Genomic DNA, 19,623 nt, shown 5'->3' on the forward strand with positions numbered 1-19,623 from the left:
ACCGCCGTCACCGAGCCGCTGCTGACGAAGGTATGACGGACCGGCCAGCAGTCGGTCGTGGCGCTGGACGGCTGAGCCTGACCGTAGGCCACGGCGAGTTGGTCGCTGTCATGGGTCCTTCCGGTTCGGGCAAGACCACGCTGCTGGACTACCTGTCTGGGCTCGACGACATTCGACGGCGGCCGGCCTCCCGTAGGCCCAGCGCGCGGCTCGAATCCGTCCCGCAGTCGCCGTCGACGTCGCCGAGTGAACGTCGGCACGTCGTTCACAGGAGGCACCGGCTCGACGTTGCATGATGGTCGCCATGCCGCCGTCGAAGCAGCAGATCGAGGTCAGGGTCCTGGAAGCCGTCGCGAGGGTCCGTGCCTCCGGCGCCGTCGAGGACGACCTCGTCGAGTGCAAGTCCGAGTGGCCGGACCCGGTCCAGAAGGCGCGGCAACTCGGCGGTATGGCGAACCGGGCGACGCCCGAACCCATCACGTGGATCATCGGTGTCGACGACAAGGCCCGAGCCGTCACGATGCCGTCGGGGGTCGAAGTCAGCAACTGGATCACCTAACTGGAGAAGCGGTTCGACGGCGCAGCACCGGCGCTGCTCTACCACTTCAACGTGACGCTGGAGAGCGGCGATCAGGTCACGGTCCTCACCTTCGAGACCGACCGCGCACCGTACCTCGTGAAGTCGGCGAAGGGCGATCCAACCCTCGAAGTGCCCTACCGCTCCGGCTCGGGTACGCGTAGCGCGAGGAGAGCCGAGCTGCTCCGCATGCTCGCCCCGACGATCAGCCTTCCGGCGACGACCGTACTCAGCGCCAGATCTTCGATGACGTTGGTCGAGTGGACCGGTCGTGAGCCAAGAATCGACTGTTCGGGTCAGGTCGAACTCTTCGTGGAGCACCTCACAGACCGGACAGCCATGATCCCGAACCACCTGATGTCGGGGATTCTTCGCGGCAGGGAAATAGACCTGCAACTCCACCTCACCGCTTCGAGTTCGGCGTGGTGGGGGACAGAGCCACCGCCGCCGGATCCCCGGCCTGGCGTCAGCTCGACGAAGGACGGACTGCTCATCACAGCACCCGGCAGCGGCAGCATAAGCTTCAGGCCCCAGGACAGTCCCGACGCCGGGGGCTTCCCCGAGTGGATCACGGAGGAGACACTGGACCTGGAGATTCAGCTCGCTGTCACAGGTACGAGCCGAATGATCCACATGAAGACTGCGATGCGCCGCGAACCGACGACTATATCGACCGGAGCGGCGGGAACCGAGACGCGCGTCTCCTGGCTCATGAAGTAGTCCTGCGGACCTCAGAGGGCAACGCCCTCGAGTGTGGCGCCGGCGCGCTCCAAGGTGTCACGGAACTCGCCAGCATGATGACCACAGAGATACAGCTCGCCAGCGCCGGCAAGGACGACGCGTACACGGGCGCGGACGCCGCAGCGGTCGCAGAGCTGAAGGTCGACGAGGACCGGTGTGCGTTCCTGGGTGGTGGTGAAGGTCGTGGTCATGATCGTCTCCTGAGGGTCCCGCATTGTGCTGCGCCTGAGGGTGACTTCAGTATTCGCTGACTGCCGCCGGCGCTCTCAGGTGCGTAGGTCGGCGGTGGGCGGGACCTGCGACGTCTGTGACGCGGGACCTTCGACCTCGAGCATGCGTGTGCCTGCCCGAACGGGAGCACGGGCAGGCACACGGAGTGTCGTGGTCAATCGATCGTGGCGGTCATCCTCTCGTGATGGGAACGGTGCGAGACTCGGGCGGCGACTCGACGATCGGGATCGTGATCTCGAGGATCCCGGCCTCGTAGCGGGCCGTCGCCCTGGTGCCGTCGGCGCCCTTGGGCAGGACGGCGACGCGGTGGAACCGGCCGTAGCGGAACTCCGACCGGTCGGACTCTTCCCGGCGATCGGTGCGTTCGGCACGGATCGACAGCTGGTCGCCCACGACCTCGATCGCGATGTCCTGCTCCGGGTCCATGCCGGGGAGCTCGGCCCGGAGGACGTACGTCTCGTCGTCCAGGTGCTCCTCCAGCCGGAAAGGCCGCAGGTCAGCCGCGCCGGGCCGCGCGAACAGGTTCGGCAGGTCCTCGACCCAGTCGATCAGGTCGGGCACTGTGCGGCGGAGGTCGTGCCGGGTGGTGACGTTCATCTGCTCACCTCCTCCCTCTTCGCACCTCCAGTCCATCGCCGCCGGACCCTCGCGGCGAGGGGCGATGGTCCCGTCGCCGGTCATCCTTGGGCCCGCGCGCGGGTGCCCGGCGGAGGCGTTTGTCGACGGCCACCACGGTGGTGGCGAGGGTCGCGATGACGAGGATGCGCAACCAGGTGTCCGCGCCGATCGGCTCGGTGCCGAACACGGCGTTCATGGTGGGCAGGTAGGTCAGGGCCAGCTGTGCCAGGAGCTGGACGGCGACGCCGACGACGATCCACCGGTTGGTGAACAGCCCGATCCGCCAGGCCGACCGAGTCAGGGAGCGGCAGCTGAACAGATAGAACACGGCGACGACGACGAAGAGGTTGAGCGCGGCGGTGCGGGCTTCGGCGAGGCCGGCGCCGTCGGTCCGTTCCCAGGCGAACAGCCACCACGAGCCGCCGACCAGCAGGGCCGAGACGAGCAGCATGCGTGCGATCAGGGCATTGGTGAGCAGCGGCTGGTCGGGGTCGCGAGGCGGGCGGGTCATGATGCCGGGTTCCTTGGGCTCGAACGCCAGCATGAGCCCGAGGGCGACGGCGGTGGTCATGTTGATCCACAGGATTTGCGTGGGCAGGATCGGCAGCGCGGTGCCGAACGCGATGGCGACCAGGATGACCAGGCCCTCGCCGATGTTGGTCGGCAGCGTCCACGCGATGAACTTGGTGAGGTTGTCGAAGACGCCGCGGCCCTCCTCGACGGCCGCTTTGATGGTGGCGAAGTCGTCGTCGGTGAGCACCATGTCGGCGGCGTCCTTGGCGACCTCGGTGCCGCTGGCACCCATCGCGACACCGATGTCGGCCTGCTGCAGTGCGGGGGCGTCGTTGACGCCGTCGCCGGTCATGGCGACCACGTGGCCACGGTCTTGGAGGGCGTCGACGAGGCGGAGCTTCTGTTCGGGGGAGACGCGGGCGAACACGTGGGCTCGGTCGACGGCGTCGGCGTAGCGGTCGGGTGGGATGGTGTCGAGGTCGGTTCCGGTGAGCACGGCACCGGACGGCGGGTTGTCGTCGTCGAGCAGGCCGGTGCGGTGGGCGATCGCGGTGGCAGTGGCAGCGTGGTCGCCGGTGATCATCTTGACGGCGACACCGGCGCTCCGGCAGGCCCGGACGGCGGCCGCGGCGGCCTCGCGCGGCGGATCGTGCATGGCCTGCAGGCCGGTGAACGTCAACCGGCCGCTCAACCCGTCGCCGCTGAGGTCCGTCGCCCCGTCGAGTACGCCCATGGCGGTCGCGAGCACACGCAGACCACGACCGGCAAGGTCGACGGCCGCGGCGTGGACGACCGCGCGGTCCAGCGGGACGAGGTCGCCGTCATCGCCGAGCTGTGCGTGGCACAGGTCGAGGATGCGCTCGGCGGCGCCCTTGGCCAGGATGACTCGATCGTGAGTGTCGGTGTCCTCGTGGAGGGTGGCCATGTACTGCAGCTCGGAGCTGAACGGCAATGTCGCCAGCCGCGGGTAGTCCGCCCCGACGCGGTCCGCGGTCAGCCCGGCCTTCGCGGCGGCGACCACCATGGCGGCCTCGGTCGGGTCGCCGACGATGCCCCATCGCCCGTCGGCGTGGTGGACGGAGGCGTCGGTGCAGGCGGCACCGGCGAGCAGCGACCACCGCAGGGCCGCCACGGTGCCGCCGTCCTCGTGGAGGTCGACGGGGTGGCCGGCGGCGTCGAGCACCGTGCCGGCGGATTCGTAGCCGGAGCCGGTGACCGCGTACTCGCCGGCCGGGGTCCAGACGGCGGTCACCGTCATCTCGTTCTGCGTGAGCGTCCCGGTCTTGTCGGTGCAGATGACGGTCGTACTGCCCAGGGTCTCGACGGCGGGTAGCCGACGGATCACCGCGCGCCGGCGCGCCATCCGCGACACGCCGATCGCCAGCGTGATCGTCACCGCGGCCGGCAACCCCTCGGGGATCGCGCCGACGGCGAGGGCTATGGCGGCCGTGAAGGTCTCGACCGGGTCTTGGCCGCGCAGCAGCCCGATCGCGAACGTGACGACGGCCAGCGCGAGGATGGCGACAGTGAGGATCTTGCTGAATGACGCCAGTTTGACCGTCAGCGGCGTGTCCAGCGAGTCTGCCGCCCCCACCAGTCGGTGGATCTCGCCGAGCTCGGTCCCCGTCCCGGTGGCTACGACCACGCCGGCACCGCTGCCGGCGATGACCAGCGTGCCGGAGTAGGCCATGTTGTGCCGGTCCGCCACGGGCGTCAGGTCGGGCAGGACCACGACCTCGTCCTTATCCACCGGCACGGACTCGCCAGTCAGCGCGGATTCGTCGATGCTGAGCCGGGCCGATCGGGTGAGGCGGGCGTCGGCCGGGATCTTGTCACCGGCATCGAGCACGACGACGTCCCCGGGCACCAGGTCGTCGGACGGGACCACTTGTTCGCGGCCGTCGCGCACGACCCGGGCACGGGTGCGCACCATCGACCGCAGACCCTCGAGGGCGCCTTCGGCCTGGGACTCCTGGATGAAGCCCACCACTGCGTTCAGGGCGACGACGCCGAGGATCACGCCGCAGTCGACCCACTCACCGAGCAGGCCCGTGACTACCGCCGAGCCGAGCAGCACGTAGATGAGCGGATGATGCAGCTGGCGCAGCAGCCGCACCGCTGCGCTGGTCCGCCGGGCCGGCGGCAGCGCGTTGGGACCGTAGCGGTCCAGCCGCCGACGCACCTCAGCGGCCGTGAGCCCGTACTGCGGATCCGTGTCCAGTAGCAGGACGACCTCGTGGACTGGAAGCCCGTGATGCGGGCTACGCGCGCTGCTGGCGCTGGGCCTCGCGGTCACCGGCTGGCGCGAGTGGGTCACGGCGACACCTGCAACATCCCCGTGGACGTCAGCTGGTGGCGGTGGCCGCGGACGGTGATGGTGAGGGGCTCGCCCTCGAGGAGCCGGTAGGTCTCGCGGTCATGAGTGAGGACGATCTCGACCTGCCGGTCGCGGAAGCGCAGCGGCAGTCGCAGCCGAGCCCAGGCGGTGGGCAGGTGCGGACTGAATCTGAGCTCGCCGCCGCGGTCGCGTAGTCCGGCGAAGCCGTAGGCCAGCGCCATCCAGACGCCGGCCGCCGACGCGATGTGGACGCCGTCGGCCACGTTGCCCTCCACATCACCCAGGTCCATGAGCAGTGCGTACCGGAAGTAGTCGAGGGCGGCCTTCTCTTCGCCGATCTCCGCCGCGACGATCGCCTGGACGCAGGCCGACAGCGACGAGTCGCCCGTCGTGAGCCGCTCGTAGTACTCGAAGTTGCGCCGCTTCTGTTCGTCCGTGAATTCGTCGCCCAACAAGAACATCGCCAGGACGACGTCGGCTTGCTTCACCACCTGATGGCGGTAGATGACCAGCGGGTGGTAGTGCAGCAGTAGCGGGAAGCGCTCCTTGGGCGTCGCGTCCAGGTCCCACACCTCGCGGTCCAGGAAGGCGGCGTCCTGCGGGTGGATGCCGCGAGCCTCGTCGTAGGGGATGGCCATCGCGGCCGCCGCGTGCCGCCAGATGTCGGCCTCCTCTGGCCGCAGCCGGACGGCGTCGGTCAGCGTCGCGTACTCAGCGGGGTCGTCGCGGCGGATCCGCTCCACCACGCTCGCGGCGTCGCGCAGGTTCTCGCGCGCCATGAGGTTGGTGAAGGTGTTGTCGTTCACCACCGTCGTGTATTCGTCGGGACCAGTGACGCCATGGATGTGGAACCGGCCGTCGTCACCATAGAAGCCCAGATCGGCCCACATGCGAGCCGTCTCGATCAGGAGTTCGGCGCCCGCTTCGGCGAGGAAGCCGGGATCGCCGCGGACGTCGACGTAGCGGCGCAGGGCGTAGGCGATGTCGGCGTTGAGGTGGAACTGCGCCGTGCCGGCCTCGTAGTAGGCCGACGCCTCCTCGCCGTTGATGGTCCGCCACGGGAACGCCGCGCCCATCAGGTCCAGCTCAGCTGCCCGGCGGCGGGCCTGCGGCAGCATGGCGTGGCGGAACCGGAGCAGGTTCCGGGCGATGCGAGGCTGGGTGTAGCAGAGGAACGGCAGGACGTACATCTCGGTGTCCCAGAAGTAGTGCCCCTCGTACGCCGGCGACGTCAGCCCCTTGGCGGGCACGCCGCCGCTCTCGGCTCGCCACGTGGCCTGCGCGACCTGGAAGAGATTCCACCGCACGGCCTGCTGGAGCGCGGCGGAGCCGGCGCCGTCGCTGGCGTCGCGCTCCTCGACCTCGACGTCGGCCCGATCCCAGAAGCGGTCGAGCTCGGCGCGCTGCCGGGCGGCCAGTAAGGCGAACCCGTCAGCCATGGCCCGGTCCAGTGTCCGTTCGCAGCGATCGGCGAGGTCGTCGGTGTCCGCGCTGCGGGAGCTGTGGTACGTGACGTACTTCGTCACGCGGATCGGGACCCCGGCGCCGGCGTCGACGCGGACGACGGTCTCGCTCAGATCGGGGTCCACGAGGCTGGTGACGTCGTGCCCGTCGGCGACCTCGACCCTGTGATCCACTCCGACGCCCAGGGTCATACCGCTCTCGGCGGCGCGATAGCCGAGGACGAACCGGCCGCCGTCGACGCGCCGGGTCCGCAAGTCGAGCACCCGGCGCGGGAACACCGTGCCCAGCCGTGGATCCGGCGCCCGCGCCGCCCCACCGCCGGCGCGGGAACGATCCTGATGGTTCACCAGCAGCGATCGGACGACCACGGGCGCCGGGTGATCGAGCACAGTGACCTCGTAGTCGATGGCCATGAGGTGGCGGTCGTGCAAGGAGACCAGGCGGGTCGTGCGGACCTTGACGTGCTTGCCGGCGGGCGTCGACCAGAGCAGCTCACGTGTGAGTGTTCCCGAGCGCAGATCCAGGACGCGGCCGTACTCGCGCAAGCGGGCGATGCTCAGCACCAGCGGTTCGTCGTCGACGAACAGGGTCAGCGCCGTCGGGTCGGGGACGTTGACGATCGTCTGGCCGGTGCGGGCGAGTCCATGCGACTCCTCGGCGTGCCTGATGGGCCAGGTCTCGTGGAAGCCGTTCACGAAGGTGCCGGGGGAGAACACCGGACGGCCCTCGTCCTGCGTGCCGCGCACTCCCAGATAGCCGTTGGCGAGCGCGAACACGGTCTCTGTCCGCGCGACGTAGCGCGGATCGAAGTGGGCTTCCACCAGCCGCCACGGGTCGCGGGGAAAGCTTCGCTCGGGCAGCTCGACGGGTTCACGCCGGAGCACGTCATCGACGCTAGCCGGGCCGTGGGGCGGTGCGGCAGGGCCAACGGGCCCGGGCGCCGGGACATTCGGCCCTGCCAGCGCTGCCGTTCACTTGCGAACCTCGGAGGAGAGGAGGTGTGTCCCCATGCGTGCAGAGGTGGGAGACCGCATCGTGCTCAAGGGGCCTGTTCTCGGCGAGCACGGCCGCGACGGCGAGATCCTGGAAGTGCGGGGCGCCGGCGGCGAGCCACCCTATGTCGTCCGCTGGTCCGACACCGGCGTGCTGACCTTGATCTTCCCCGGTCCCGACGCTGTGATCCATCACTACCGGCGTCATCTGACGAAGGCCGGGTCGTGAGCATCGTCGTCGGAGTCGACAACGGCCCTGGCGGACAGCTGGCCGTTCGGTGGGCCGTCGACGAGGCGCTGCTCCGCGGGCGGCCGCTTCGCATTGTGCACGTTTCGACGGGTATGGAGGACGACCCTGCGGAGCCGGCTCGCACCGGTCGGCTGCGGACCGTGGCGCCGGGCTTGCGTGGATATCTCGATGCGATGAACTACGCCCGTGACCGCGTGCCCGACGACATGCTCTCCGGCATCCACCCGCAAGGCCCGGCGACCCGAGTTCTGCTCAAGGAATCAGCCGATGCCGAACTCCTCGTCGTGGGCAGTCGCGGCCGGCCACCCCTGGCCGCCGTCATGGGCTCCGTCAGTTCAGCCGTGGCAGCTCACGCCGCACCGCCTACGGTCGTCGTGCGCGGCTACGAGGATGAGGGCACTCAACGCGGCGGCATCGTCGTCGGCGTCGATGGATCGACGCATGCGGCCAGGGCGCTGCAGTTCGCCCTCGTCGAGGCGCGTCTTCGCCGCACCGATCTCGTCGTCGTGCAAGGCCGGGGCGCGACGTCGCCGACCGTCGACGAGCTGGTCGCCGCAGGCACCGTCCGTGGTTCGACCGTCCGCCTGCATCTGGTGCGCAACGACCAAGAGCCGGCAGGCGTGCTGATCGATCGAACCCGGACCGCCACGCTCACCGTCGTCGGATCGAGGGGGCATTCCGGTGTAGCGAGCGTCCTTCTCGGCTCGGTCAGCCAGGCCGTACTCCGGCACGCGCACGGTCCGGTCGCTGTCGTCCACTGAGCGGCGCCGAACCCCGCCCCGCTGAACGGCTCCTCGACTTCACCCGTGGCCGGTGCGAGACTGATCGCCGCGGGTCGCAGGGGGTCTACATGGTGTCCGAGTCCGAGCAACTGTTGCCGAAACTGCCACTGGACGAGCTACTGGGTGAGGTCCAATCGCGGCTGCAGGCGGTCATCGCCGCACGCGACGGAGTCCACGCGCTGCTCGAGGCGGTGGTGTCGATCGGGCGAGAGTTGGAGCTCGAGACGGCCCTGCGGCGCATCGTCGCTGCGGCCATCGACCTGGTCGATTGTCGTTATGGCGCATTGGGCGTGATCGGCGACGACGGCCAGCTGGCGCAGTTCATCCCGGTCGGAATCTCCGAGGAGGAGATCGCCAAGATCGCGCATTGGCCGCACGGGCGAGGGCTGCTCGGCCTGTTGATCAAGGAGCCGGAGACGCTACGGCTGGAGGAGATCTCCAGTCACTCGGAGTCGTACGGGTTCCCCGAGGGGCACCCTCCGATGCACAGTTTTCTCGGCGTCCCGATCAGGGTCCGCGACGAAGTGTTCGGCAATCTCTACTTGACGGAGAAGAAGAACCGCCGTGAGTTCGACGAGCAGGACGAGATCATCGTCAAGGCGCTGGCGACGGCAGCCGGCATCGCCATCGAGAACGCCCGCCTCTACGACGCCACCCGCCGGCGCGAGACCTGGCTCGACGCGTCCGCCGAGGTCACGCAGGCACTGCTCTCGGGCACCGAGCTCGGCGAAGCGCTCCAGCTGATCGCCCGCCATGCTCGTGAGATGGCGTCCGCTCACACAGGCGTGGTCGTCGTGCCGGACAAGACAGGGCGGCTCATGCGGGTAGCTGCCGCCGACGGCGAGGGGGCGGCGTCCCTGGTGGAGTTCGAGTTCGCGGCGACCGGCACGCTGACGGAATCGGTGCTCACGTCGGCGGAACCACGCGCGGTCAACGAGATCCGGCAGGGCGCCGAGCCGTCGCCCCTGCTCGACCGGTTGCCCGGCGGCCCGGCGCTGCTGGTGCCGCTCGGTGCGTCGGCATCGATGCGTGGCGTGCTGGTGCTCGTCAAGCGGCGGGGTGAGGCGCCCTTCGTCGGGCCGGCGGTGCGCATGCTGCACGCGTTCGCGAGCCAGGCCGCCGTCGGGCTCGAGCTGGCCGACGCGCGCAAGGAGGCCGAGGAGCACGGGCTGGTCGACGACCGCGAGCGGATCGCCCGCGACCTGCACGACGTGGTCGTCCAGCAGCTGTTCGCCAGCGCGATGAGCCTGACGGCGGTCGCTCGCCTGGTCGACAACCCGGACCTGGCGAGCCGGGTCGAGCGGACCGTCGATGACCTGGACGCGACGATCCGGCAGATCCGCTCGACGATCTTCGCGCTGCACTCGCGCCGAGAGGACGTCGCCGAGTCGCTGCGCGGTCGCCTGGTGAGCGTCGTGGAGTCGGCCCGCGAACAGCTCGGCTTCGCCCCGAGCCTGCAGCTGGTCGGCGAACTGGAGAACGCGGTCCCCGACGACGTCGGCGAACAACTGGTGCCCGTGCTGCAGGAAGCGCTGTCCAACGTGGTCCGGCATGCGAAGGCGCGGCGCGTCGATGTGATCGTCGCGGTCGCAGACGGGGCCGCGACGCTCCAGGTGGGCGACGACGGCGTGGGCCTGCCGTCGGAGCGCCGGCACAGCGGCCTGGCGAACCTCACGCAACGGGCCGAGGCGCTGGGAGGGACATTCGAGGCTGTGCCTCGTGAGGGTGGCGGAACGGTCGTGCGCTGGCAGGTGCCGCTTCAGTAGTCCCGATGATGCTCGGCCTTGAGCTGGGCCGAGAGGACCGCGGCCTGAGTCCGACGGTGCATGTTGAGCTTGGCCAGCATGTTGGAGACGTAATTCTTGATCGTCTTCTCGGCGAGGAACATGCGCTCGCCGATCTGCCGGTTCGTCAGGCCCTCGCCGATGAGGTCGAGGATGCGCCGTTCCTGGCCGGTCAGTGCGCCCAGAGGATCGGCTTTGGACGTGCGGTCGCGCAGGCGGGCCAGCATGCGGGCGGTGCTGGCGGGGTCGAGCAGCGACTGGCCGGCGGCGAGTGCCCGGACGGCGCCGATGAGGTCGGTGCCGTGCACCTGCTTGAGCACGTAGCCGGCGGCGCCGGCCATGACGGCGTCGAAGAGCGCGTCGTCGTCGGCGTAGGACGTGAGCATGAGGCACTGCAGGTTCGGCAGCTGGGAGCGCATCTCGCGGCAGACGGTGACGCCGTCGCCGTCGGGCAGCCGGACGTCGAGGATCGCGACGTCGGGCCGGAGGGCGGGGATGCGGGCCATGGCCTGTCCTGCAGTGCTCGCCTCGCCGATGACCTCGATGTCGGGCTCGGTCTCGAGCAGGGCCGCGACACCGCGGCGGACCACCTCGTGGTCGTCGAGCAGGAACACCGTGATGGCCTTGGCGGGGCCGGCCGAAGTCGATTCTGTACTCACGACCACGACCGTACTGCCGTGTCCTTCACCGCGTTGTGAGCAGACGGTCCCGAGCGCGGATGACCAAGGTCCCGTGGGCCGGCGACCAAGGCCAGCAGCGCCGGACCGGCCCGGAGCGGTGGACTGGAACCAACCGCCGGACAGACCGGCGAACTTCCAGAAAGGGCAGGGACGATGACCACGTCCAGCAGCCACGATGTGCCGGTCCGGAACTTCCGGCCCGCGAGCACCGCTACGGTGACCACCACCGGCACCGACAACCCCGACGTTCGTCCCGTTGCGCTCCAGTACGTGCTCGCCGCCCTGCGGTTCGCGCTCGGCTGGACCTTCCTGTGGGCGTTCCTCGACAAGACGTTCGGTCTCGGCTACGCCACCCCGAGTGAGAACGCCTGGATCGACGGCGGCAGCCCCACCACCGGGTTCCTGTCCGGCGTCGAGGGCCCGTTCAAGGACTTCTTCACCAACCTCGCGGGAAACGCGTGGGTCGACTGGATCTTCATGGTCGGCCTGCTCGGCATCGGCCTCGCGCTGATCCTCGGCATCGGCATGCGCGTCGCCGCCGTCGCCGGCGTGCTGATGCTCGGCATGATGTACCTGGCCTCGCTACCGCTCGACAACAACCCGTTCATGGACGAGCACATCACCGAGGCGCTCATGATCGTGGTGCTGGCGCTGACGTTCTCGGGCCGGTACCTCGGGCTGGGCCGCTACTGGGAGCGGATCCCGTTCGTGCAGAAGAACCGCTGGCTCATCTGATCCGGCAACAGCTGAACGTGCCGGCCCCGATCATGGGGTCGGCACGTCGTCATGTAAGCAACCCGCCGCTTCCGCGGACTGGTACCTGCCGTGGCGCTTCGAAAGCCGTGAACGCTTGGCGTGCTGAGAACGGCGCGTACCGCGAGAAGCCTCCGCGCCGACTAGTAGGTCCTGTCCGGAGTCAGACCGTGTGGCGGCGTTCGAGGAGGACGGTGTCGTGCCAGGCGCCGTCGCGTTGCGCGATGCGTTCGCGGATGCCGACGGTGCGGTAGCCCGCCTGGTAGCGCAGCGAGAGGCTGGCGCGGTTCTCGGTGAAGATCGAGGTCTGGAGGGTCCAGATGTCGTCCTTGTCGGCCGAGGTGACCTGCTGGCGCAGCAGGGCCTTGCCGACGCCGCGGCCGCGAAATTCGGAGTCGACGTAGACGGAGGTCTCGCCGACGCCGCGATAGCAGTCGCGGTCGGAGACGGGGGAGACGGCGGTCCAGCCGACGATCTTGTCGTCGATCTCGGCGACCCAGCGGTGTCCGGGGAGTATCGGCATGATCAGCGCCGTCGGCAGCCTGGGCGTGTCCCGGCGCTGATCGTGCCCGCGAGGGCGACAATCGAGGGGTGGAGATCGACGAACCGGGCGACCCGTTCGCGGCCCAGATCAGCCGCGTGACGGGTCGCAACACAGTCACGGGTGGTCGTGGTCTACCCAAGATCGCAGAGATGGCCATCACCCGCCAGGACGGGAGCATTGTGGAGGCAAGACTTCGTGCGCTCCTGTCTGATGATCTAGGTATCGCCCAGTTCATCTGCGAAATCGGAGCTGGAGCCTTTCCCTACTGCCCGATCTGTTTCGATGGTGAGGCTGATAGCCGAGAACACGTGCCGCCGAAGCCGCTCGGCGGGATCGTGATGGCGAACACCTGTAGCCCATGTAACAACAAGCTGGGCTCACGAACGGAATCGGCCCTGCAGGACTGGTTCGATGATGCCGTCTACACGTTCTACTCCCAAGACGGAGACCCGCGACCGTTCGGCCACTCACGCGTGCTGAATCTTCAGACGCCCGACGGCGAGTGGTTCCAAGTCCAAGAACGCCCGTCGAACCCAGAGAACAGGCTCGGCAGTGCCCTCGTCGAGGGCGGGGTAACCATGCACTTGGCACTCCCGGCGCGTGCACAGTACAAGACCGGCCTGCTTAAGAATGCGTTCCTGGCGGCATGTCTCCATGTCGGCGGAGTGCCGATGACGGCCAGCACCGCCGAGATCAGGGCGGAGTTGGTAGCGACACGCGACGCAAGATCGCGACGTGACGTCCAGCTCGGGCCTCGAGCCGAAGCAATTCGCGCCTACCGCACAGGACAGCCCGCCAATGGCAAGCCGCTGGCGCTCATGCGCACCGATGGCGTTGACAAACCACGGTTCCTGATCTCGCTGGCTGGGACGATCCTGGTGGAATGGCCATTTCCTGATGTCGACCCCTTGCGCGATCGACGGGGCGGCCCGATTCCGGAGCCGGTAGCTCCAATGCCCGCCCTCACGCCCGAGGAATTCGCCTGACCGTTGTCGGCGCTCCGCTCGAGGGTCAGCCCCGGCGCACGTTCAGTCGGTCGAGGAGGCCGAGAACGCGGCGTTCGATCTCGTCGCGGATGGGCCGGACGGCCTCGAGGCCCTGGCCGGCCGGGTCGTCGAGGGTCCAGTCCTCGTAGCGCTTGCCGGGGAAGACGGGGCAGGCGTCGCCGCAGCCCATGGTGACGACGACGTCGGCGGCGCGGACGATCTCGTCGGTCCAGGGCTTGGGGTACTCGGCGGAGATGTCGATGTCGCGTTCGGCCATGGCGGCGATGGCCATCGGGTTGACCTGCTCGCCGGGTTCGGAGCCGCCGGACCAGGCGATGGCGTCGTCGCCGGCGTGGTGCTGGAAGAAGCCGAGAGCCATCTGGGAGCGGCCGGCGTTGTGCACGCACAGGAACAGGACGGTGGGGCGGCCGTCGTCGCTGCGGCCTTCGATGCGGGCGAGGGCGGTGAGGCGCTGACGGGCGAAGCGTTCGGCGAGCAGCGGGAGGAAGTTGGCCACGACGGCGCGGCCGGCGAATTGGTCGTAGGACGTGTGCAGGAACCGCTCGATCGTCTCGGTGCCGAAGGTCCCGGCGAAGTCGCCGGACAACCGGGTGGCGGCGGTGGTGAGCGCGACCTGCTGATCGAGGCTGAGCGGTGCGCGTTCGTAGGTGTTCGACACGGCGGGGTGCTCCCTTCAGGCTGTGCTCCCTCAGGAGGGGGCGAGGCGCGGGGCGAGACCGCCCACGCGGTCGGCGAGCGCGGTGACGGTGGCGTCGAACGCCTCGTCGGTTCCGGCTCGCACGGGATCCGGGATGGACCAGTGCAGCCCGCCGAGGTCACCGAGTTCCTCGTGGGCGTGGTCGCAGACGGTGATGACGAAGTCGTCGTCGGCGGCGATGTCGGCCAACCTGCGGGGGCGGGCCGGCCGCATCCGCAGGTCGTGCCGTCGGGCGGCGGCGAGCGCACCCGAGTCGACGCGGTCGGCCGGGTGGGTGCCGGCGGACGTGGCGGGGATGGTGCTGGCGCGCTTCCACAGAGCGGCCGCCAGCTGGGAGCGGGCGGAGTTGGCGGTGCACACGAACACGACCCGGTGTGCCCGGCCCACGGCGCTTGCCACGCTGGCGCCGGGCGCAGCGGGTGGCTCGGATGCGCCCCCGCGGTCGCTGTCCGGATATCCGACTGACGACACGCCCGTCGTGTCGAACGGACCCTGGCCGAGGTCAAGGCCATGATGGTTGGCATGCCGCCGCCGACGAAGCAGCAGGTCGAGGTCAAGGTCCACGAGGCCGTCGCGAGGGTACTCGCGTCCGGCGCGGTCGAGGACGACCTCATCGAGTGCAAGTCGGCCTGGCCGGATCCGATACAGAAGGCCCGCCAGCTCGCCGGGATGGCGAACAGGGCTACGCCCGACCCGATCAACTGGATCATCGGCGTCGACGAGAAGAGACAGACTCTGACGACACCGTCGGGAGTTGAGGTCAGCGACTGGCTCGCTCAGCTCGAGAAGCAGTTCGACGGCGGGGCGCCGGCCCTGCTCCATCACTTCAACGTGACGCTGGCAAGCGGAGACCAGGTCGCGGTGCTCACATTCGAGACCGACCGCGCGCCCTATGTCGTCAAGACCGCCGGATCTTCGATCCACGAGGTGCCCTACCGTTCCGGCACGGGCACGCGCAGTGCGAAGCGGGCCGAACTACTGCGCATGCTCGCCCCCACCGTCGACCTGCCGGCCACGGTAATCCTGAGCGCCGAGTGCTCGGTGGCGATGACGGAACGGACAGGTCGTGAGCCAACCATCGACTGGTCCGGTCACATTGAACTGTTTGTGGAGCACCTGTCAGATCGAACGGCGATGATGCCGAATCACGTCATGTCCGGGATTGTTCGCGGCGCAGGGGTGGACGCACAACTCCGCCTCAAGGCGTGGAGCGGGGCGTGGTGGGGGACCGATCAACCGCCGCCAGACCCCCGGCCTGGCGTCAGTGCGACCAAGGACGGCCTCCTCATCACGGCACCAGGAAGCGGTCGAATCAGCCTCACGCTCCAGGATGAGCTCGGCGCCGAGGCGTACTCGGACTGGATCGCCGAGAGGAGGCTGGACCTAGAGATTCAGCTCGGCGTCACGGGTGCGAGCCGGGCGATCCACGTACGCACGGCGATGCGTCGAGAACCGATCGACAGCACTCCCACGGTCAGTGGAAGCGAGACGCGTGTCTCCTGGCTCATGCGGTAGTGGGGCTACCGTCGAGGGCAACGACCCCAGCCACGCTCCCGTGCGTTCCAAGGCGTGTCGGCTTTCGTCGGCATGGTGGCCCGCCGAGCAGCTCGCCGGTCTGGGAAGCACCACGTGGACCCGGCGCGCAGCGGGTCGTAGATCTGGAGGTCGACGGGAAACGGTGTGCGTTCAGTGGTGGTGACGAGCCACAGTGACCAGGTGAGGGTGGCGGCGAGCTTCCCCGCTGGCGACGATAAGCGAGGGTGAGGACGTGGGTACAAGTCTCCGGACATCCCGGGCCGGTTCACCTCCCTGATCCCGGCTGGCAAGAGTTCCTGGCACGCACTCCATAACGACTTGGATGCCTTCGGTATCCGCTCTCCGCGGGATTGCCCCAACTCAGGAGGCACGTGTCGAGGCAGGAGGGGAGCGAGGTCGGGCGCTTGCCTGTCGAAGGCCGTCCGGCCCTCCAGAGGCACGCGCGGCCCTCCACACATGGCGTTGCGAGGGGGCAAATGTGGCAGTCGTGATGTTCACCTGGGACTATCGGAGTGCCGACGACAAGCTGCCGGTTTTGGCATGGTTCGCCCGGTCTGCTCCGCTGCCATGGGTTGTCCTCCCGGTATTGCGGGCGCCGTGGCATCTCGCGGGTGAGTCGACGATGCCGTCGGTTGTCCCGGTGACCCGTTCCGCAGGGAATCGGCATTCTCGGGCCGAGCAGCGGATGGACAAGGTAGTGGCTCCTCGGCCAGCTGACCGACGCCTTGTGGCTCCGCTGGCCCCGGCTTTCCGGCGAGTACCGGAGCCCTGGCGGATCCCGGCGCGTCGCGGACATGAGCACACTTGCGGATGAACGGGCGTCAGAAGCAGTTAATCGATCACGCGTTCGACTCGACGAGTTCATCCCTTAGAACGCCTTCGCGCCGTTCGCCCTTGTACATTGCATTCCCCCACAATTACTTGCACACTGTAATCGGCCCAAGGCGGAGGGGGTGACTACTGATGACGTATGCGGCTTGGCAGGAACGCGACCCATGTCCTTGCCGACCAGACCCGCTGGACCTTCCGGTTGCGTTGTTGACGGCGCGAGTTCAGGATGAGCGCGTGAGGCCGCCGATTCTCGGCGCGACCGTAGACTATGAACTCGGGCGATGGCGGGCAGTGGAGCTCGCCAATCATGTGTTGGAATGGGTGCTCGACTACGCACTGAGGCGGCATGAGCGCGTACACCTGTCGGCCGGGCGCGCCCTGGAGCTGACCAAGCGCGCTATGCGGGCAACCTTCGGGAATGGCGGCGACCGTGGCGTGCCAGGTGAGATTCTACTACATGCCTTATGTCGCCAATTCTTCGGCAGTGATACTGTCATCAACAAGGTGTGGTTTAAGACCGCAAACAACGACACCTATAAGGGCTTCGATGGCGTCCATTCAGTGCACACGCCTCGGGGATTAGAGCTCTGGCTGGGTGAGGCGAAGTTCTATCGGCGGATTGACCAAGCAATTCATGCCGTTATCGCAGATCTCGGCGGTCACCTCGAAGCAGATTACCTCCGCTCAGAATTCGCCCTGGTTTCGAGCAAGATTGACGACGACCATCCGCATGCGGGCGAACTTCGCCGCCTGATGCACCCGCACTCCTCGCTCGATGAAGTGTTCGCGAGAGTGGTCGTTCCGATCCTGCTCACGTACGACAGCGGGAGCACCTTGGCCCACTCCAGAGTGTGCCCAGAATATGAAACTGCGTTGGAAGCGGAAGTTCGACAGATTTGGCGCACGCTCAACGATAGGCTCGACGGTCGCATCCCAGCGGAGGTCCGACTGTTCCTCGTGCCTCTCGCGGATAAGACTGCGTTCGAACAGGCGCTGAAGGCGGAGTTGCAGAAGTGGCAATGAGCTACGACGCGGCGAGGGCCGTGATTGCGCGACGCGATGGATTTGCGGCGGATAAGGCCTTCGACGCACTCGCTGCAATCGGGCGGCATGGTGCATTCGTCGACCGCCATGACGCGCGTGATCTCGTGATCCGGGCGCTGGACCGCTGGGATGAGTTCCCTGCCGATGCCCGTGGGCTCCTGCAAGCCCTTGTTCGCGAGTACGGGCTCTTCCCGTATCTGAGCGACGTGGTCGGCTTGCCACTGGCGGACCGCTTGGCCTACGAGGCACATCGTCCTGTCGGCTGGACCTTTCGTGAGGATCTCGTTTTTCACTCCGAGCAGGCGATGGTCTACGAGCGACTTCTCGACGGTCAGAACGTCGTGTTGTCCGCGCCGACCAGCTTTGGCAAGAGCCTGGTGATCGATGCCGTGCTGGCTGCCCGCGATTTCTCCAACGCCGCTGTCATTGTTCCAACGCTGGCACTCATGGACGAAACGCGTCGGCGCCTGGCGCACCTGCGCGACAGGTACAAGATCATTACGCACGGCACACAGGACCGCGGCCAGCGCAATCTGTGGGTCATGACCCAGGAGCGGATGCTCGAGATGGGCGTACCCAGCGAGCTGGATTTTTTCGTCGTGGACGAGTTCTATAAGCTGGACCCCTCACACAGTGATGAGCGTTCGGCCCAGCTGAACATTCTGCTCTGGCGCTTGCTAGAGACCGGTGCGCAGTTCTACCTGCTCGGTCCCAACATCACTGCTATGACTGGGGCAAGTCTGGAGCGGCTGAGGGCAACCTTCGTCAGTACCGGCTTCTCGACCGTGGCCACCGACATCGAACGTATCCACAGCCGAAAGGAGACCCTGCCGGACGACCTTGCTGCTGCGTGTCGCGAGGTCGGCCCCGGCACGCTGATCTTCTGCAGCTCGCCCAAACGCACCCGCGTCGTAGCGAACTGGCTACTCCATCGTGGTGTCGGAGGCGGGCGCGACGTCGGCTACGCCGCAGACTGGATAGCCGACACATACCATCCCGAGTGGACCGTCCCACGTGCGGTACGGCACGGGATCGGCATCCATCACGGCCGGCTGCCTCGGGCGCTCGGGCATCACATGGTGAGGCTCTTCGACGAGGGAAGGCTTCCTTATCTGATCGTTACCAGCACGCTCATCGAGGGTGTCAACACCGCCGCGAAGAACGTCGTCATCCTGGACAACAAGATCGCGAACAAGAAGTACGATTACTTTACCTTCAGCAATATACGTGGGCGCTCGGGTCGTATGCTTCGGCACTTCGTAGGCCGCGTGATCGTATTCAATCCGGCTCCGAGCGCTGCGGACCTGGAAGTTGATGTTCCCGTGCTGAGTCAGAGTGAAGAAGCGAGTCCAGAGGTCTTGATACAGCTACCCGAGGAGGAGTTGAGCCCGGCGAGTAGGGAACGGCTTCGGCCATACGTGCAGCAGCGCGTCGTATCTGTCGAAACTCTCCGTAAGAACAAGGGGGTGTCGCTGGAGAGGCAACTCGACGTCGGTCGGGAGTTGGACAGCGATCCCGCACGCTGGGCGCGTGTTCTGTCCTGGAGGACGCCCATGCCTGAGGCATCAGATGTAAGAGCAGCATCCCATTTGCTGTTCAAGCTCACTGGTGCCGGACCCGCGGTCAAGACGCCGGACCAGCTCGGCGGTAGACTCAACATCCTGCGTCGGAATCGCGGCGACACGCAGGCCCTCATTGAAAACCAGATCAGCCGTTTCGGGTCGGAGCCGGATGAAGCAGTCGAGGATACACTCGACTTTCTGCGAAATTGGGCGCAGTTCAAGATTCCCGCTGCACTGACGACGCTCGGTAGCATCGCCTCGGACGTTCTTCGCCGATCGGGAATGCCCAGCTCGGACACCTCGGTTTTCGCCGGCCAGGTAGAGAACCTGTTCTTGTCGCCTTTCGCCTCCGTGCTTGAGGAGTACGGCATACCAGTGCCACTTACGATGAAGATCGAAGCAAGTCTCGGAATCCGCAGCGCGACGTCGCTGGATGACATTCTTGATCGGTTGCGCTCGATGCGTGCGCCAGCCGACCTGACTCCGTTCGAACTCGAGATGTTCGAGGAAGCACGCGCCGGGCTCTAGCAAACACATCGCGAACCTTCAGTCGGGACTGGTTTCGACCCCGACGTATCCCGCTCAGTGGCGGGATGCCGTTCGAGGGCTATGTCCTCGAGCGTATCCCCGCTGGGTGGTCGGTCTTCTATTCTGAGCGCGGGCTCCGAACCAGTGAAGT

The 19,623-nt window shown here is 67.6% G+C and carries 18 protein-coding genes and 1 pseudogene; 11 read left to right on the top strand and 8 right to left on the bottom strand.

Translation table 11 applies throughout. The features are described from left to right. Positions 1-110: 110 nt before the first annotated feature. Genes HD601_RS34845 through HD601_RS16775 form a run of 3 tightly spaced genes read left to right on the top strand, consistent with a single transcriptional unit; the run spans position 111 to position 1,297 of the window. Positions 111-296: a hypothetical protein gene (locus HD601_RS34845; protein WP_343076416.1), complete on the top strand. Its 186-nt coding sequence runs from the start codon at positions 111-113 to the stop codon at positions 294-296. A gap of 8 nt (positions 297-304) precedes the next feature. After that, complete coding sequence (locus HD601_RS16770; RefSeq protein WP_184823674.1) at positions 305-559, top strand: hypothetical protein; 255 nt, start codon at positions 305-307, stop codon at positions 557-559. Between the two features lie 51 nt (positions 560-610). Beyond that, a complete protein-coding gene (locus HD601_RS16775) occupies positions 611-1,297 on the top strand; it encodes a hypothetical protein (RefSeq protein WP_184823676.1) in 687 nt (228 codons plus the stop codon). Between the two features lie 11 nt (positions 1,298-1,308). Here HD601_RS16775 and HD601_RS16780 read toward each other — a convergent pair whose 3' ends face one another. From HD601_RS16780 to HD601_RS16795, 4 genes are all read right to left on the bottom strand, one after another. Continuing rightward, positions 1,309-1,509: a DUF7455 domain-containing protein gene (locus tag HD601_RS16780; RefSeq protein WP_184823677.1), complete on the bottom strand. Its 201-nt coding sequence runs from the start codon at positions 1,507-1,509 to the stop codon at positions 1,309-1,311. A gap of 211 nt (positions 1,510-1,720) precedes the next feature. After that, positions 1,721-2,146 carry an Hsp20/alpha crystallin family protein gene (locus HD601_RS16785; RefSeq protein ID WP_184823679.1) on the bottom strand — a complete coding sequence of 142 codons (426 nt, stop codon included), beginning with the start codon at positions 2,144-2,146 and terminating at the stop codon, positions 1,721-1,723. A gap of 4 nt (positions 2,147-2,150) precedes the next feature. Further along, positions 2,151-4,976 (bottom strand): HAD-IC family P-type ATPase, encoded by a 2,826-nt coding sequence (locus HD601_RS16790; RefSeq protein WP_184829983.1) that lies wholly within the window; start codon positions 4,974-4,976, stop codon positions 2,151-2,153. A gap of 17 nt (positions 4,977-4,993) precedes the next feature. Beyond that, complete coding sequence (locus tag HD601_RS16795) at positions 4,994-7,366, bottom strand: glycoside hydrolase family 65 protein (protein ID WP_184823681.1); 2,373 nt, start codon at positions 7,364-7,366, stop codon at positions 4,994-4,996. Positions 7,367-7,490: 124 nt separating this feature from the next. Here HD601_RS16795 and HD601_RS16800 point away from each other — a divergent pair, with 124 nt between their 5' ends. The 3 genes from HD601_RS16800 (at position 7,491) to HD601_RS16810 (ending at position 10,272) form a co-directional block, all read left to right on the top strand. Beyond that, positions 7,491-7,703 carry a DUF1918 domain-containing protein gene (locus HD601_RS16800; RefSeq protein WP_184823683.1) on the top strand — a complete coding sequence of 71 codons (213 nt, stop codon included), beginning with the start codon at positions 7,491-7,493 and terminating at the stop codon, positions 7,701-7,703. Next, entirely contained in the window at positions 7,700-8,485 is a 786-nt protein-coding gene (locus tag HD601_RS16805) for a universal stress protein (RefSeq protein WP_184823685.1), read from the top strand. The genes HD601_RS16800 and HD601_RS16805 overlap by 4 nt, the downstream gene beginning before the upstream one ends. A gap of 89 nt (positions 8,486-8,574) precedes the next feature. Next, positions 8,575-10,272 (top strand): sensor histidine kinase, encoded by a 1,698-nt coding sequence (locus tag HD601_RS16810; RefSeq protein WP_184823687.1) that lies wholly within the window; start codon positions 8,575-8,577, stop codon positions 10,270-10,272. Here the strand turns inward: HD601_RS16810 and HD601_RS16815 are convergent. Continuing rightward, positions 10,266-10,949: a response regulator gene (locus tag HD601_RS16815; protein WP_343076417.1), complete on the bottom strand. Its 684-nt coding sequence runs from the start codon at positions 10,947-10,949 to the stop codon at positions 10,266-10,268. The two genes, HD601_RS16810 and HD601_RS16815, sit on opposite strands and share 7 nt — an antisense overlap. A 174-nt stretch (positions 10,950-11,123) precedes the next feature. Between HD601_RS16815 and HD601_RS16820 the strand changes: the two genes are divergently transcribed. Then, entirely contained in the window at positions 11,124-11,705 is a 582-nt protein-coding gene (locus HD601_RS16820) for a TQO small subunit DoxD (RefSeq protein ID WP_184823689.1), read from the top strand. Between the two features lie 181 nt (positions 11,706-11,886). Here HD601_RS16820 and HD601_RS16825 read toward each other — a convergent pair. After that, positions 11,887-12,237: pseudogene (locus tag HD601_RS16825) on the bottom strand (GNAT family N-acetyltransferase); the annotation flags it as partial. 77 nt (positions 12,238-12,314) lie between these two features. On the opposite strand from HD601_RS16825, the gene HD601_RS16830 reads away from it, so the two are divergent. Beyond that, on the top strand, positions 12,315-13,253 hold the full coding sequence (locus HD601_RS16830) for an HNH endonuclease (protein ID WP_184823693.1): 939 nt from the start codon (positions 12,315-12,317) through the stop codon (positions 13,251-13,253). A gap of 25 nt (positions 13,254-13,278) precedes the next feature. On the opposite strand, the gene HD601_RS16835 is transcribed toward HD601_RS16830, so the two are convergent. Continuing rightward, entirely contained in the window at positions 13,279-13,932 is a 654-nt protein-coding gene (locus tag HD601_RS16835; protein ID WP_184823695.1) for an arsenate reductase/protein-tyrosine-phosphatase family protein, read from the bottom strand. A 30-nt stretch (positions 13,933-13,962) separates the two neighbouring features. Further along, positions 13,963-14,358, bottom strand: coding sequence for an arsenate-mycothiol transferase ArsC (locus HD601_RS16840; protein ID WP_343076418.1), 396 nt, complete (start codon positions 14,356-14,358; stop codon positions 13,963-13,965). A 135-nt stretch (positions 14,359-14,493) separates the two neighbouring features. Here HD601_RS16840 and HD601_RS16845 point away from each other — a divergent pair, with 135 nt between their 5' ends. From HD601_RS16845 to HD601_RS16855, 3 genes are all read left to right on the top strand, one after another. After that, a complete protein-coding gene (locus HD601_RS16845; RefSeq protein ID WP_246400373.1) occupies positions 14,494-15,486 on the top strand; it encodes a hypothetical protein in 993 nt (330 codons plus the stop codon). A 1,086-nt stretch (positions 15,487-16,572) separates the two neighbouring features. Beyond that, positions 16,573-17,361 (top strand): Hachiman antiphage defense system protein HamA, encoded by a 789-nt coding sequence (locus tag HD601_RS16850; protein ID WP_184823701.1) that lies wholly within the window; start codon positions 16,573-16,575, stop codon positions 17,359-17,361. After that, the gene (locus tag HD601_RS16855) at positions 17,358-19,472 is read left to right on the top strand and encodes a DEAD/DEAH box helicase (RefSeq protein ID WP_184823703.1); all 2,115 of its coding nucleotides are present in this window, start codon (positions 17,358-17,360) and stop codon (positions 19,470-19,472) included. The genes HD601_RS16850 and HD601_RS16855 overlap by 4 nt, the downstream gene beginning before the upstream one ends. Positions 19,473-19,623: the final 151 nt, after the last annotated feature.

Origin of the sequence: Jiangella mangrovi (assembly GCF_014204975.1) — a bacterium.
Taxonomy (GTDB): Bacteria; Actinomycetota; Actinomycetes; order Jiangellales; family Jiangellaceae; genus Jiangella; species Jiangella mangrovi.